The organism is Ligilactobacillus sp. LYQ60 (assembly GCF_045033015.1).
Taxonomy (GTDB): domain Bacteria; phylum Bacillota; class Bacilli; order Lactobacillales; family Lactobacillaceae; genus Ligilactobacillus.
The window spans coordinates 18,707-33,478 of record NZ_JBJFZV010000009.1; the positions used below are offsets into that span (position 1 = coordinate 18,707).

16 protein-coding genes are annotated in these 14,772 nt (G+C 47.5%); 4 read left to right on the forward strand and 12 right to left on the reverse strand.

Annotated features, from left to right (window positions below; translation table 11 throughout):
* Nucleotides 1–17: 17 nt before the first annotated feature.
* The gene (locus ACI3EZ_RS07045) at nt 18–995 is read right to left on the reverse strand and encodes a YbbR-like domain-containing protein (protein WP_405025950.1); all 978 of its coding nucleotides are present in this window, start codon (nt 993–995) and stop codon (nt 18–20) included.
* Nucleotides 992–1,846 carry a diadenylate cyclase CdaA gene (cdaA, locus tag ACI3EZ_RS07050; protein WP_405025951.1) on the reverse strand — a complete coding sequence of 285 codons (855 nt, stop codon included), beginning with the start codon at nt 1,844–1,846 and terminating at the stop codon, nt 992–994. Before cdaA ends, ACI3EZ_RS07045 begins: the two co-directional genes overlap by 4 nt.
* A gap of 113 nt (nt 1,847–1,959) precedes the next feature.
* Between cdaA and ACI3EZ_RS07055 the strand changes: the two genes are divergently transcribed.
* Nucleotides 1,960–2,628 carry a DUF1361 domain-containing protein gene (locus ACI3EZ_RS07055; RefSeq protein ID WP_405025952.1) on the forward strand — a complete coding sequence of 223 codons (669 nt, stop codon included), beginning with the start codon at nt 1,960–1,962 and terminating at the stop codon, nt 2,626–2,628.
* 69 nt (nt 2,629–2,697) lie between these two features.
* Here ACI3EZ_RS07055 and murB read toward each other — a convergent pair whose 3' ends face one another.
* Nucleotides 2,698–3,609, reverse strand: coding sequence for a UDP-N-acetylmuramate dehydrogenase (gene murB / locus ACI3EZ_RS07060; RefSeq protein ID WP_405025953.1), 912 nt, complete (start codon nt 3,607–3,609; stop codon nt 2,698–2,700).
* 116 nt (nt 3,610–3,725) lie between these two features.
* On the opposite strand from murB, the gene ACI3EZ_RS07065 reads away from it, so the two are divergent.
* A complete protein-coding gene (locus ACI3EZ_RS07065; RefSeq protein WP_405024903.1) occupies nt 3,726–4,259 on the forward strand; it encodes a 3'-5' exonuclease in 534 nt (177 codons plus the stop codon).
* A 79-nt stretch (nt 4,260–4,338) separates the two neighbouring features.
* Here the strand turns inward: ACI3EZ_RS07065 and ACI3EZ_RS07070 are convergent, their stop codons facing one another.
* From ACI3EZ_RS07070 to ACI3EZ_RS07080, 3 genes are read right to left on the reverse strand one after another with little or no spacing between them, the layout of a single operon-like run.
* Nucleotides 4,339–5,226 (reverse strand): RluA family pseudouridine synthase, encoded by an 888-nt coding sequence (locus tag ACI3EZ_RS07070; protein ID WP_405025954.1) that lies wholly within the window; start codon nt 5,224–5,226, stop codon nt 4,339–4,341.
* A complete protein-coding gene (locus tag ACI3EZ_RS07075; protein ID WP_405024905.1) occupies nt 5,216–6,022 on the reverse strand; it encodes an NAD kinase in 807 nt (268 codons plus the stop codon). Before ACI3EZ_RS07075 ends, ACI3EZ_RS07070 begins: the two co-directional genes overlap by 11 nt.
* A 3-nt stretch (nt 6,023–6,025) precedes the next feature.
* The gene (locus ACI3EZ_RS07080) at nt 6,026–6,676 is read right to left on the reverse strand and encodes a GTP pyrophosphokinase family protein (protein ID WP_405025955.1); all 651 of its coding nucleotides are present in this window, start codon (nt 6,674–6,676) and stop codon (nt 6,026–6,028) included.
* Nucleotides 6,677–6,804: 128 nt separating this feature from the next.
* Here ACI3EZ_RS07080 and ACI3EZ_RS07085 point away from each other — a divergent pair, with 128 nt between their 5' ends.
* A complete protein-coding gene (locus ACI3EZ_RS07085; protein ID WP_405024907.1) occupies nt 6,805–7,491 on the forward strand; it encodes a DsbA family protein in 687 nt (228 codons plus the stop codon).
* Between the two features lie 53 nt (nt 7,492–7,544).
* Here ACI3EZ_RS07085 and tsaE read toward each other — a convergent pair whose 3' ends face one another.
* Genes tsaE through ACI3EZ_RS07100 form a run of 3 tightly spaced genes read right to left on the reverse strand, consistent with a single transcriptional unit; the run spans nt 7,545 to nt 9,731 of the window.
* Nucleotides 7,545–8,015 (reverse strand): tRNA (adenosine(37)-N6)-threonylcarbamoyltransferase complex ATPase subunit type 1 TsaE, encoded by a 471-nt coding sequence (gene tsaE / locus ACI3EZ_RS07090; RefSeq protein ID WP_405024908.1) that lies wholly within the window; start codon nt 8,013–8,015, stop codon nt 7,545–7,547.
* 15 nt (nt 8,016–8,030) lie between these two features.
* Nucleotides 8,031–9,023: a phosphate acetyltransferase gene (gene pta / locus ACI3EZ_RS07095; protein WP_405024909.1), complete on the reverse strand. Its 993-nt coding sequence runs from the start codon at nt 9,021–9,023 to the stop codon at nt 8,031–8,033.
* An 18-nt stretch (nt 9,024–9,041) separates the two neighbouring features.
* Nucleotides 9,042–9,731: a uracil-DNA glycosylase gene (locus tag ACI3EZ_RS07100; protein WP_405024910.1), complete on the reverse strand. Its 690-nt coding sequence runs from the start codon at nt 9,729–9,731 to the stop codon at nt 9,042–9,044.
* A 101-nt stretch (nt 9,732–9,832) separates the two neighbouring features.
* On the opposite strand from ACI3EZ_RS07100, the gene ACI3EZ_RS07105 reads away from it, so the two are divergent.
* Entirely contained in the window at nt 9,833–10,711 is an 879-nt protein-coding gene (locus ACI3EZ_RS07105) for a Cof-type HAD-IIB family hydrolase (protein ID WP_405024911.1), read from the forward strand.
* A 55-nt stretch (nt 10,712–10,766) separates the two neighbouring features.
* On the opposite strand, the gene ACI3EZ_RS07110 is transcribed toward ACI3EZ_RS07105, so the two are convergent.
* The 3 genes from ACI3EZ_RS07110 to ACI3EZ_RS07120 form a co-directional block, all read right to left on the reverse strand.
* Complete coding sequence (locus tag ACI3EZ_RS07110) at nt 10,767–11,462, reverse strand: Bax inhibitor-1/YccA family protein (protein ID WP_405025956.1); 696 nt, start codon at nt 11,460–11,462, stop codon at nt 10,767–10,769.
* 185 nt (nt 11,463–11,647) lie between these two features.
* Nucleotides 11,648–12,901 (reverse strand): tyrosine--tRNA ligase, encoded by a 1,254-nt coding sequence (tyrS, locus tag ACI3EZ_RS07115; protein WP_405025957.1) that lies wholly within the window; start codon nt 12,899–12,901, stop codon nt 11,648–11,650.
* A 300-nt stretch (nt 12,902–13,201) separates the two neighbouring features.
* Entirely contained in the window at nt 13,202–14,599 is a 1,398-nt protein-coding gene (locus ACI3EZ_RS07120) for a Na+/H+ antiporter NhaC family protein (protein ID WP_405024914.1), read from the reverse strand.
* Nucleotides 14,600–14,772 lie beyond the last annotated feature (173 nt).

Here is a 14,772-nt window from a genome sequence, read left to right on the forward strand (position 1 = left end):
TTCGCAATCATTAATTTCTAATTTTTTGTGACCGTAATGTGCACCTTGATGGTTGCCGGGTCAATCCCCGTAATCCCATACTGGTTAGGACTCAGGGCAATTATCTTGTCCATTGTACCATCAATTCCCGCAACGGCAACCGGAACCTTTAAAATTGTCAGTTTATCCAGCGCCTGTTTGGCACCATGGACCGTCACGTTTTTAGTATCCGTCGTAAAACTATAGTGATTACCTGCAACACCCTTACCAGACTTTACGAGTTGAACGTTGACACTTTTGGTTGATTTCGCCGAAAAGATCGGAACGGTAACCCGCGCCATCTTATACGACAAAATAACATCACTTAATGGTTGCCCGTTTGCATCAACCGCCTGTAAGGCAACCTGCTGGTGAACCGTTTCTTGGGTATTCTTATTTAGCCTTACTCGAGCAACAATGCAATCAATCCGGTTAATGTCCTTAGTTGGTCCCGTTGCCGATACCACGTTAACGTTTACTGTTGGGCGCCCAGCAGCGTACCCCTTAGCAATCTGGCGGCTATTAAACCGAACCTGAACAGGGAAATCAGCCGTTTCGCGTCGACTAACAGTTAGGTTCACCCGGCTAGGTTCAACTTGAACGTTAAGATCATGGTTAAACCCACGGGGCTGCAGTTTAACGGTATGGTTACCCAGCCCAAGGTGCGTACAGTCAGCAGTAACCTGCAAACTATGCGTATTACGGACGGCAGTCACCAGCGAGCTCGGCCCGGTAACCCGTACCTTAACCATGTTAGGATACCCCGTTACGAAATATCCGTTTTGGCTCGCTAAAATCCGAACCGGAACCCGCAGTGTCGTTGACTTATTCATAAAACCCACGCCCACGTCACCGTTCTGGGCAAACCTGGTCGTATTAAGTTTCATTGAATTAACGTACAAGAACAGCATGAGGGCAAAAACCAATGAAATTAACCGGTAGAACGTCTTACTATTAAAGAACTTTGAAAGCTTCATTTAACGTGCCGCCCTCCTTTCCGCCGGTGAACAATACGTGCCCGATGTTTGATTCCGCTCCGCCCAAATAACCGGTACTTGGAATCCGCCTGAGGAAGAAGCTCATTCCGCAGAATTTTTAAGTAATCTTCCCGTGTTAGGTCCCGCATTAATTCATTATTCTGCGTAATCGTAACACCCCCGGTCTCCTCGGAAATAACAACCGTCAAGGCATCGGTCACCTCACTAATTCCAACCGCTGCCCGGTGGCGGGTTCCAAGTGACTTGGGGATTAAGTTACTATCGGATAAGGGAAGGTACGCAGCAGCGACAGCAATCCGGTTATCCTTGATGATAACCGCACCATCATGTAACGGCGTATTTGGAATGAAAGTGTTAATCAACAACTCCCCCGTAATGTCTGCGTCCATTTTAATTCCGGTTTCGATATAATCTTCAAGTCCGGTGTTCATCTCAATCGAAATCAGCGCCCCAATGCGCCGTTTGGACATGTACTGAATTGCCTTATCAAGCTCATGAATCATCTTTTCGCGATCCTCATCCTGTCGTTTATAAACAAGGCCACGCCCAAGATGTTCAAGGCCACGCCGGATTTCCGGCTGGAAGATGATGATGATGGCGATTATTCCCCAGTTAATGACCTGGTCCATAATCCACGAGATGGTTTCCAATCCCAGATACCAACTAACCAGCTTAATTGCGACAATGACCACGATTCCCTTTAGCAGTTGCACCGCTTTGGTCCCGCGAATCAGCATCATCAGCTTATAGATTGCGTACCACACCACCACGATGTCCAGCAAATTAATAAAATGCTGCCAGGTGATGATGTCGCTCCACGCAAAAGTCATGGCCAACCCTCCTTTATTAAATTCTCGGTAATGATTATATCACGAACCTTTACACTACTTCGCCTTCTGTGGGAAACTAAGGGTAACAATTATCACTATTAGGAGGAAACACTATGCCCCAAAAACTTCGTTGGCTAATTCGAAGCGCAGTACTACTGTATCTTGGATACGTCTACTTAAAGACGGGCATTCATTCCACCGCGCTAGCCTTTCTAACATTAAATAGTTTCCTCGCATATATTCCAATTGAATGTGCATTTCACGTTCACCCTACCCGTCAACGGGCATGGCAGTTTTACCCGTTAGCGTTTTTATGGTCGATTTTTTATCCTAACACACCATACTTACTAACCGACCTGTTTCACCTCGCGAAGTTTAATCCATACAACAGCGTTACCATGCTAATGCGCTTTGACCTTCACCTGTGGCTTGCATTTTTCACCCTCGTTTCTGGGGTTATCGGGTTCGCCATCATTGGAACGTGGAGCCTAGAATTCATGGCCACCGCTTTTCAACGACGGTGGTGCTGGCGCGGGGCCATTGCCCATAGCATAATAATTGTTGGCCTGACCCTTCTTACCTCGATTGGCGTATTTGTAGGACGGTTCATCCGGCTGCACACTGCCTACCTCTTTGTGAGCCCCGGGTGGGTTGTTAGTGAACTAATAACAATGTGGAATCTTCGGATGGTTACCTTTGTGCTTTTAATGACCATTCTGCAATTAATCATCTGGGGCGCAATTATGATTACTAAGATGGCCCTTACAACACCTTCAGAATAATTCATACAAATAAGCAGGTCCCCTATAAGAGACCTGCTTATTTTATATGCGGCAGCTCCGCACTTTTCTTTAATCCCCGATAATTCTAACTTCCGTCTCAAGCTCCACGTCAAACTTTTCCTTAACTACCTGCTGAACATGGCGAATCACTGCCACGTAATCAGCAGCCGTTGCATTACCAACGTTCACGATAAATCCCGCGTGTTTGGTTGAGACCTCAGCGCCCCCCACACGGTAGCCCTGCAACCCGGCATCGTGCACTAACTTCCCGGTATAATGGCCTTCCGGACGCTTAAAGACACTCCCACATGACGGATACTCCAAGGGCTGCTTAGCTGCCCGCAAAAAGTTAAGGTGATCCCGTTTGGCCCGAATTTCCTCTGATTCGCCACTCGTTAACGTAAAGGTAGCATCTAAGACAATCTCATCTGCATCCTGAACCCGACTATGCCGGTACCCGAAATCCATCCGTCGATTCGAATACACCCGGAGTGCACCAGTCCGGGTAAGAGCTGTTACCTGTTCCACAACCATCTTCATTTCACCGCCGTATGCGCCAGCATTCATAAAGACGGCGCCGCCGACACTCCCCGGAATTCCCGAAGCAAACTCCAATCCCGTTAGCCCAGCATGGTACGCCGCTTCCGTTGTCGCAATCATGGTTGCCCCAGCCTGCGCAATCACCCGATTTCCCCGGACAACCACTTCATTCATCTTCGTTAGAATTAATACAATTCCCCGAATTCCATTATCACTGACAATAAGGTTGCTGGCATTCCCCAAAACAGTGAGCGGAATATCACTTTCGTGTGCTGTCGTCACAACCTTGCGGGCCTCTGACGGCGTCTTTGGAAAAAGAATCCAGTCGGCCGGCCCCCCAGTCCGGGTATTAGTAAAATGGGAAAGTGGCTCGTCTTGATGTGCCTCGATTCCCCGTAACTGGTTAGTTACAATGGCCGTTACCGCTACTTGATCAAGCATCGTCGTCCGCCTCCTCTGTCAAAATTCATGACTCCATTCTACCATTTTTCACCGAAACCGCGCACTCGAAGTTTAATTGAGGTAAAATAAAAAACAGCTTAAAGGAGGGACTTTTCATGGACTTTACCGCCATCGACTTTGAAACAGCCAACGCTAAACGGGCAAGCGCATGTTCGTTAGCCCTAACGGTTGTTAGAAACAACGTTATTACTGACCGGTTCTATTCATTAATTAATCCCCAGATGTCGTTTGCTGTCCGTAATACCCAAATCCACGGACTTACAGCCGCCGATGTTGCCGATGCACCCACCTTTGCCGAGCTTTGGCCCCACATTGCTGCTTTATTTGGCCCCGAACAAATTATTGTTGCCCATAACGCCCCGTTTGACTGCAGCGTTTTGCAACACACCCTCGCACACTACGGGATTACTTCCCCACACTTTCTCGCAATTGATACGGTTAAAACGAGCCGGCAACTAATGCCCACCCTCACCAATCACAAACTCAACACGGTTAGTGCGGCACTCCACGTTCCCCTAGAACACCACCACAATGCCCTGGACGACTGCGTAGCGTGCGCCCAAATTCTTTTAGCACAAATTAAACAGTACGGTACCCAACAAATTATCCCGTTTATCACTGAAAAGTAAGGTAATAACCCCTGGGGATTGATGCGCGGGCTTTTCTCCCGCATCTGCCATTAATAATTACCTACACGACACTACTTTTTCATTTCAATCGTAATAGCCGGCGCATATCCTCCGGAACCGGCGCCGTAACAGTAACCCACCGGCGCGTCCGCACTTGCAAAAAACGCAACCGCCGACAATGCAGGGCCTGCCGCTCCATTCCGTCAAGCATTGTCCCGCCGTACATTTCATCACCAATTAACGGATAACCAAGCGTAGCACAGTGCACCCTGATTTGATGCGTCCGGCCCGTCCATAACCGAACCTTCAACTGAGTTGCCCGGATAAACCGGTGCTCAACTTGTACTTCAGTCACCGCCCGCTTACCATCGTTCCGAACCATCCGCTTCATTGTACTTCCGGGTTGCCGACCAATCGGTGCGGTAATTATCCGGTGGTGCCACCAGATTGGCGTTCCAATAACCGCGCAGTATTCCTTATGAATCCGCCCGGCTTGTAATTCCTGGTCAATTAATGCGTGGGCATAACGGTGCTTAGCAAATAAAACTGCACCTGATGTATCGCGATCCAACCGGGTTACGAGGTGTGGGATAATATCATCGTAGTGACGAATCCGGTAGTACCCCGTCACCCGGCTAACTAGGGAATCATCCCGGTGCAACGGCGACGGAATCGCAGCCACAAACGGTGGTTTATTTACCACCAGAAAATCATCATCCTCATAAAGAACGTCCACCGGCACATACGACGGAATTACCGGCGTCTTCCGGTTTTCTTCTGGCGGTAATACCAATGTAACCTGATCCCCCGGCACAACGCGATCAATCAGCCGCCCATTATCCCCGTTAACCACCAAAGCCCCGCCCGCATTGCGGACATGGGCTAGTAGCCGTCGGGAAACTCCTTGTTGGCGCAAAAACGTGCGTAACTTCCGCTCCGGCGCATCAACTTGCCACTTAATCTTCATAGTCTGACCCAATAAATGAATCCTGAACTCGCTGCCAGAAGCGCGTATGCCGGGATTTAGCAAAGTAAATTCGCTGCTTAGCAATTCGGAACCGCATCCGTTCAATCTGCTGATCGTGATAATAATCCGAATCAACGGTCATAATAACCGCCCCTTCCTTTGAAGGAATCAGCGTAATCCAATCATTGGGAGCAATGATCATTGGCGCACTGAGCGTCCGGAAAACGCGGTTATTAATCGAGCTAATTTCGGACATCTGTAAAACATCCAGATTAGGGTGGACAATGGCACCACCTAGCGATTTATTATATCCCGTAGAGCCAGTTGGCGTCGACACACATAATCCATCTCCTCGGAAGCGCTCAAAAAATTCACCTCCGACATACACGTCCGTCATCATCGTGGCAGTTAAACGACGGATCGTCGCTTCATTTAACGCCAAGTAGTCATGCGGATGCGAGTCGCCGACAAATTTCACCCGCATATCTAGTAACGGGTAACTCACCGCTTGCTGGTTTTCGTTTTGCAAACTAATCACCAAGTCATCGAGCTCATCACTCCGCCAGTCGGTATAAAAACCCAGGTGGCCGGTATGCACCCCGATAAACCGAACAGTCGCCAACTGGTTATCATAATGATGAAATGCAGACAGCAACGTTCCGTCGCCCCCAATGCTAATCACGACGTCGGGATGCTTGTCGTCTAATTCAAAGCGCCGTTCAGCAAACTTTTGCCGGAGTTCCGCCGCAACTGTGCGGGACGCCCGCCCCGAATTTGCATAAATTCCAATCTTCACGACTTACCTCCTGTCTTGCCGGTGTTCAAACGCATGCTGGGCTTCTTGAATATCCTCCCGAATACTCGACATTTCATTATCAAGTAAAAACGCCGCTTCGGCCGCCCGTTGCAGTCGCTGCTTAATTTCAACCGGGAGGTTTCCCCGGTACTTATACTTTAACGAATGCTCAATCGTTGCCCAGAAATTCATCGCTAACGTGCGCACCTGGATTTCGACCTGTACGTTTTTCTCCCCGTCATAACACTGTAACGGGTACATACAAATCACATGATACGAACGGTACCCGCTCGCTTTAGCGCTTTGAATATAGTCCCGTTCCTGGACCACCGTTAGATCATGCCGCTGCTTAATAAGAGCAACCACCTGATAAATATCCTCAACAAACTGGCACATAATCCGCAATCCGGCGATGTCTTCCATGCCCTCTGCTAACCGATCCACCGTTACGTGCCGGCGCACCATTTTTTCCTTGATACTTTCTATTGGTTTTACCCGACCGGTAACGAACTCAATTGGCACGTGCTTGGCCGTTGCAAGCATCTGATTCCGCAGTTCCCGGAACTTAAGCTTTAACTCCCCCACTGCCTGGTGATACGGCGTTAAAAACGATTCCCATTCATCCGGATCCAATCCGCTCGCCCCTTTTCGCACTAAAATCCACCTCAAGTTTACCATACCCACCCTAAAATTACAGGAACCGCTAAAAGCAGATTCATTGAATTCCCGTCCATTTCTTGTAGAATGAAACTAGCAACTAACTAACAACGGAGGTGTGCACTGTGCTTGACGTCTACTTATTTATCAATCCGCTTGGGAACCAGTGCTTTGATGCTGAGCAAAACATCCTCTCCGTGATCCATCAGACCACTGAAAAGGTTAATTTCCAGATTAACCCCCTTGTAACATTGGATACCGTGTCAGGGATTATCAGCCGGCGACACCTTCAAACGGACAACATGCAGATTCGCCATGCAGTGACCAACGAGGTTTATCAGGTTTCACTCGATTACGAAGCAGCCCGCTTTCAGGGGAAGCGGCGGGGGCGAAAATTTCTCTTTGCACTTCAACAGCTTCTCTTAATCAGCCACCAACCATATTCGTTGGCCATTGTTCATCAGGCAGCTGAGCAAGCGGGGCTTGATTGGGAGTTCTTTAAGGATGATCGTAATTCTAAGCTGGCTCACAAGTCGTTTCAACGGGACCAGCAGTTAGCAATTAGCATGAACGCTCAACGGCACCCAACGGTTGTCCTTGAAAACGTAACGGGGTTTAACTATGGCGTTGCCCTGAATGCCTGTGAATCATACACGATTATCCTTGACATTATTAACGGTCATATCCCGACTGACGCAATCATGGCAACCCATAAGCGTTACGAGCAGCAATTTGCAACAACATCGACGCATCACCATCATTACGCCCCCCATCCGTTATTTCCGCAAAACGCTCACCAGCCGGCAAAATAAATAATAATGAACGATAAAATTAAAGAAGGTTGAGACATACGTCTCAACCTTCTTTAATTATTTAACCGTGAAGCTAACTGATTCATAAGTTCCTCTGCACGTTTACCGTGAGGTTCAAATTGCAAGCTCCGTAAACAATCATTGCGCTCGTCCTTAATAAAGTGAACAATCAGGTAAGTCGGGGGGAGTTCATCCTTAATAAACTGGGACCATTCCACCACACTAACCCCATCACCATCAAAGTATTCCGCAATTCCTAAGTCACCTGGAGCGGCATCCTCCAAGCGGTACACGTCCATATGATATAACGGTAACCGCCCACCATGGTATTCGTGTACAAGGGTAAACGTTGGGCTCTTCACCCGCCGGTGAATGCCTAATCCTTGGGCTACGCCCTTAGTAAAGGTAGTCTTCCCCGCGCCGAGCTCCCCATCAAGCAGTAAAACATCCTGCGGCTTAAGAAGCGGCGCTAACTGCTCCCCTACTCGAATTGTCTGCCGTGCGTCTGTTACCGTTATTTTCATCCGTCCTTTTTCCCCCTAATCTACCGCAACGGCCTGTGCGGCGGTAATGATTGTAACCTTGTAGACATCCTCAGCATTGCACCCCCGGGACAAATCAGACACCGGTTTGTTCAGCCCCTGTAAAACCGGACCAACCGCCTCAAAACCACCTAATCGCTGGGCAATCTTATAACCAATATTCCCCGCTTCAAGTTCCGGAAAGACAAAAACTGTTGCCCGTCCCGCAACTGATGATTGTGGTGATTTTTGCGCCGCTACTGTTGGCACAAATGCAGCATCAAACTGAAGTTCGCCGTCAATCTGTTCATCAGGCGCTTGCTTTTGCGCTAACTGGGTTGCTTCCGCCACCTTAGTAACCTCGTCCGCTTTGGCTGAACCCTTTGTTGAGAAGCTCAACATTGCTACTCGGGGCTCGATATCAAACAGCCGGGCTGTCTTAATACTTTCCTGGGCAATTTCAGCCAAAGTCGGCGCATCTGGATTAATATTAATTGCGCAATCGGCAAAGACATAGCGTTCTTCACCACCATTCCGAACCATAATAAAGGCCCCGCTTGTCCGGTGAACCCCCGGCTTAGTTTTAATAATCTGGAGAGCCGGCCGCACCGTATCACCGGTTGGATGAACCGCCCCGGAAACTAGCCCGTCAGCCAATCCCATATATACCAGCATCGTGCCAAAGTAGTTTTCATCCCGCAGCATCTTCTCGGCTTCCTCTGCCGTGTTCTTTCCCTTCCGCCGGTCAACGAAGGCCTGCACCATGGCAGCATACTTTTCTCCCGGATACGTCTGCGGATCAATCACCGTTACCGCATCGTTCCATTCCAAGTCTGCCGTTGCGGCAGCAGTCTTCACCGCCTGCTCATCTCCCAGCAAAAGTGGTCGCACGAGTTGTTCGTTTGCTAAACGCAATGCTGCTGTTAAGATTCGGGGTTCGGTCCCCTCAGGAAATACAATCGTTGGTTCTTTTCCCTTAATCTTCGCGGTTAAACTTGCAAAAATATCCATTTACATTTCCCCCTATGTTTATTCTGCAGTCGGATCGGCCGGCAACTGCCAGTCAATCGGCTCCTCCCCCATTGCGGTCAGTGCAGCGTTGGTCTTTGAAAACGGTCGCGAACCGAAAAAACCTCGGCTGGCTGACAACGGGCTGGGATGGGCTGACTTAATCACAATATTTCTGGTTTGATCAATCAACGTCATTTTATTCTGGGCAGCTCGCCCCCACAGGATAAAGACCACCGGTTTCGGCCGTTCAGAGAGCTGATGAATAGCAACGTCCGTTAGTTGCTCCCAGCCGTGACCCTGGTGCGAAAAGGCCTGACCATCACGAACGGTGAGCACTGAGTTTAGCAGCAGCACTCCCTGATCCGCCCACTTCTTCAGGTAGCCGTGGTTCACCGGCGTGATTCCCAGATCATCCTGCAATTCCTTATAAATATTCTGCAGGGACGGTGGAACAGGCACTCCGGGTTGAACCGAGAAGCTCAACCCATGGGCTTGGTGCGGACCGTGATACGGGTCCTGGCCCAGAATAACCACCTTTACCTGGGAAAACGGAGTCCACTCAAAGGCCTGAAAAATATGGTACATATCCGGATAAATCCGGTGATGCTGGTACTCATCCTTCAAAAACGCATGAAGCTGCTGGTAATAGTCCTTTTCAAATTCAGGCGCCAATACGTCCTGCCAGTCATTGTGAATTAACGTCTTCATTCCGTCCACCTCACTTTCAGTTTATCATAGTTTTGTCCGAACCTCGCCCATTTTCATGCTAAAATGTAAGCGGAATCTATCATATGAGTGAGGTTTTTATAATGGTGCAATTGATTGCTTCAGATATGGACGGAACACTGCTTAACAATAACATGGTAATTTCTCCCCGCAACGCCGCCGCAATTAAAAAGGCACAACGTGAGGGCGTTCCCTTCATTGTTTCATCAGGCAGGGCATATTCTGAAATTAAACCCCTGCTTGAGGCCGCTCAAATTAACTGCCCGATGATCACAATGAATGGGGGGCGCATGTTTGATAAGGATGGCCGGGAAATCTTTGCTGCGCCCCTACCACGTATGCTAGCCGACCAGCTTATCACGCGGTTCCACCGGGCGGGGCTATACATTGAAGTTATTACAGAAAAAGGCGTTTTTTCAGACGATAAAACCCAACGAATCCAAAACTTCGCTGAACTGCTGACTAGAATCCACCCGGGGCTACCGTTTAAAGAAGCAGTCATCCGCTCCTCCGCCCGTCTTGAACTATTAAACATCAACTACATCGACGATTACCAGGAGCTCCTGGATGACCCGCACACCACGTTCTTCAAGGTTGTAGCGTTTTCTGCAGCGGGGCCAACCGTCCTCGCTCCCCTCAAACAGGAGCTATTAGAAGCCCACGATAACATTGCCATTACCTCTTCAGCTGCCTCTAACATTGAGGTGAACCACATTAACGCCCAAAAGGGAATTGCCGTCAGCAAGTACGCGGATATGCTCAACATCCCGCTAGATAACGTCATGGCAATCGGCGATAACAATAACGACGTTTCTATGCTAAAGGTGGCTGGTATTAGCTACGCCATGCAAAATGGATCCGCAGAAGTCAAACACCTCGCACAGCACATTGCTGCTCCAAACGATCAGGACGGGGTAGGCAAAGCCATTGAAGCTGAGTTAGCCAAAAATAATAATTTATAGCACAAAGGAGGTTGGGCCAAATGTCCCAACCTCCCTGTTTATTTTAAGTCCATTATTAGTTGCGCTCACTTGAACCAAAGATCTCCAGTAATTCCAAAAACAGATTAATGAAGTCCAGGTACAGCTGTAACGCCGCACTCACAACAATTGGGGCCGCATTTGCCGCTTCCCCCATCTGCAGGTAAATCTGCTTAATCCGGTGGGCGTCCCACATTGAAAGAATGCTAAAAATCAAAACACCAGCAATCGAAATTACGAATTCAACCAACGAGCTCCGTAGAAAGATGTTCACCACGGAAATAATCAAAATCGCAATTAACGCTGCAAGGGCCTGCCGTCCCCAGCCACTAAGATCCTTTTTCGTCCGGGTTCCATACAGGGCCAGAACCGCAAAGTCAACCGCTGCCGCCACAAAGGCTAACGTAATATCTGCCGTCGTAAATTCAAGGAGAATCGAACTAAAGATGACCCCTTCCAGCGCCGCAAAGCCAAACAACATGGCGTTACTCATTACCGCCGACCGCGACTTACTAAACGACATCTTGGCTACCATAATCAACTGAACCGCCAGTAAAATAAAGTAAACTACCGGGTGCTGCCCAAGTAATTCATCAACCATATTACCAAACAAAACTACCGTCCCGAGAGCCGTAATGGCTGAAACTAAAACCGCTCCTGCCATGTACCAGTAAACCTTAGACAGGAACTTATTTAAGCCCCGTTGTTGGTTTTCAACCGAGTATCCGTTCATCAATAATTCCTCCTTATTGTGGAAATGGCTAACTATTTCTATTCCTCCCTACTATACCTTATTTAGCATAAATTTCAAACTCATAGTAATGTTTAATATCAAGGCAAGAAAACACCCAGAATAACAGCTTTCTAGCCAGCATTCCGGGTGTTCCTGATAGCAATATTCTAAATTAATTTACTTCTTTATTCAACGTGTGCCAACGTGTAATGCTTCTTTCCCTTCCGGACAACGACGCACCTTCCCTCAAAGGCAGCCGTTGGATCAAGGACAAAGTCAACGTCACGCACCTTGTCACCATTGATTGTAATGGCACCGTTAGCAACGTCCTCTCGAGCCTGACGCTTCGACGGTTCAATCTTCGTTTGCACTAACCAGTCCACAATGTTGGCCTTAACAGCGTTCACCTTAACGGACGGCATTTTGCCAAAGACCTGCTCGATTTCACCCGGAGTCAGCTGCTTAATATCACCACCAAAGAAAATTTGCGAAATTTTTTCTGCCTCTTCCATTGCTGTTTTTCCGTGAACAAAGGTTGTCACTTCCCGTGCAAGAGCCCGCTGTGCTTCCCGCCGTTCAGGGTGCGTCGCAACTTTTGCGGCCAGTTCTTCGATTTCAGCATGACTGAGGAACGTAAAGTACTTCAAGTATTTCACTACGTCCCGGTCATCCTGATTCAACCAAAACTGGTAAAATTCGTACGGCGACGTCTTCTTAGCATCCAGCCAAACAGCCCCACCAGCGGTTTTCCCAAACTTAGTTCCATCAGCCTTTAACATCAGCGGAATCGTTAATCCGAATACCTTAGCATCTTGGCCCACTTTTTTATGGATTAAATCAACCCCCGCAGTGATATTCCCCCACTGGTCGGCGCCACCAACCTGCAGTTGAATGTCGTTATTCTTGTACAAATGCAAGAAGTCAACGGATTGTAAAATCTGGTACGTAAATTCGGTAAACGAAATCCCGTTTTCTAGCCGGCTAGCCACAACATCCTTTTTAATCATCGTGTTAACCCCAAACTCTTTCCCGTAATCCCGTAGGAAATCTAATAGGCCTAACTTGGATAGCCAGTCGTAGTTGTTAACAAATGAAATATGTCCCGAACCACCAAACAACCGGGTAACTTGTTCGGTTAGAGCCTGAACATTATGCCGAACTTTATCCATCGTCTGCAGCTGGCGTTCAGTCTTCCGGCCGCTTGGGTCACCAATGGACCCGGTTCCCCCACCAATTAAAATGTATGGATGGTATCCGGCAAGCTCAAAGCGCTTTAACACAATAAACGGAATCAAGTGCCCGATATGAAGACTATCACCCGTCGGATCGGTTCCACAGTACAGCGATATCTTCTTATCCTTTAAAAGTTGACGTAAGCCTTCTTCATCAGTCTGTTGGTTAATGGCCCCCCGCCATTTCAAATCTTCAATAATATCCACATGAACACCTCCATGTTCAACTAAAACAAAAAGTCCCTGAATGATTAACATCATCCAGGGACGAACTTCTCGTGGTACCACCCATATTCACATAGTTATACCTATGCCTCTCACACTTTTAACGCAAGCTTACGAAACACGCATTCTCAAAGGACGTAATTTCACGTCGCACTTCGCACTAATTCGCAGCAGTCATTAGCTCTCTGAGCCGTTCAGTGTTCCCTACTTCATCCTTCACGTGCTAATTGTATGTGTGACTATAGTCAACTATATTTCAAGTAACTTGTCAAGTAGTCCATATTATTTTGTTGAAATTTTCTTTTGCTTTGTAAAGAATCCCGCAAGAACCGCTAAAATTGGGACTAAAATTGGGAAAAAAGCAAACGGAATATACTTCAGTGCACTTATCTGAAGCGTCCCGACAATAAACGTCCCGCTAACGCCCCACGGAACAATCGAATTGACCGCCGCTCCCGCGTCATTCAAGGTCCGCGTCATGTATTTGTGATCAATTCCCAACCGGTCGTAGGACTTTTCAAAGGCCTGCCCAGGCAAAATCACCGAAAGGTACTGCTCCCCAATCAAGTAATTCACAATCAAACTTCCAATCGCTGTCATCAACACTAATTTCCCTACTGAATCAGTAAAGCGCGCAATTCCATTTATCAGCGCATCAATCACCTTAAACTTAATGAATGTTCCCCCCAAGGCCAGTGCAAGAATAATCAACGCGGCGGACGATAACATGCTAGAAATGCCGCCCTTTGAAAATAACACATTGAGCATTTTATCACCGGTATGTGCAACATAACCATTCATCACGTAATTAGCAAGGGTTGCGATTGATATTTTGGGATTATGAATAAACCCAATAATTAACCCCGTTGCAGAACCGGCAATTAATGATGGAACTGCGGGGACTTTTAACCACGCAAGAATCAGTAACAAGCCAACTGGAATTAACGTCCATGGCGACACCCAAAAATGAGCTTTAATCTGGTGCATTATTAGTGTTACAGCGGTTAAGCGAATATTCTTAGTCCCCAGGCCACACATGAAGTAGATCCATGCAGTAATAACAAACGCTAACCCATCAGTCACTAACAGCGACCTTATATGCTTATATAAGTCAATCTCTCCAATTCCCGCTGCCAGGTTGGTCGTTCCTGACAAGGGAGAAATATTGGAACCAAAAAAGGCCCCCGATACGATTGCACCAACCGTTAATCCCGGGTTAATCTTTAACACCGTTCCAATTCCAATGAACGCAATTCCCATCGTTGATACAGTAGTAAACGAGCTGCCGCAGGTTATTGCCACTAACGAGCAAACAATAAAAACCGTTGGCAGAAAAAACTTAGCGGAAATAATATTAAACCCAAAATACATAATTGTCGGAATTGTTCCGGAAAAGATCCAACATGCGATCAACGCCCCAATCATCAAAAAAATCATTAATGGGATAATCCCCGGCTTTATTCCCGTCTCAATCCCATCCATAATCGTATTCCACGAAAAGCCACGGATCCAACCGTAAAACATTAATAGGGTTAAGGCTACTAGAATTGGCACCTGTGGTGAAAGGTGGAGCCCAATAATTAGATATCCTAAAACGCCGAATGCAACTAATAAAATTATAAGTGCCTCAGCAACCCCGATTTGAGGATCTGCTTTCTTTGAATTCACACCATTACTCATTTAAAGCACCTCACTCATCAAAATAAAAACGCAAAATTAAACCAACTAACCAGCCTAATTTCGCGCATAAAGCTAACAACTATTTATTATTTTCAAATCCGCCCGTGCATCCATTAGCTACTGATTGTCCCCAATTCTATCAATAATGGTTGGAATAATCAATAGTATATCTG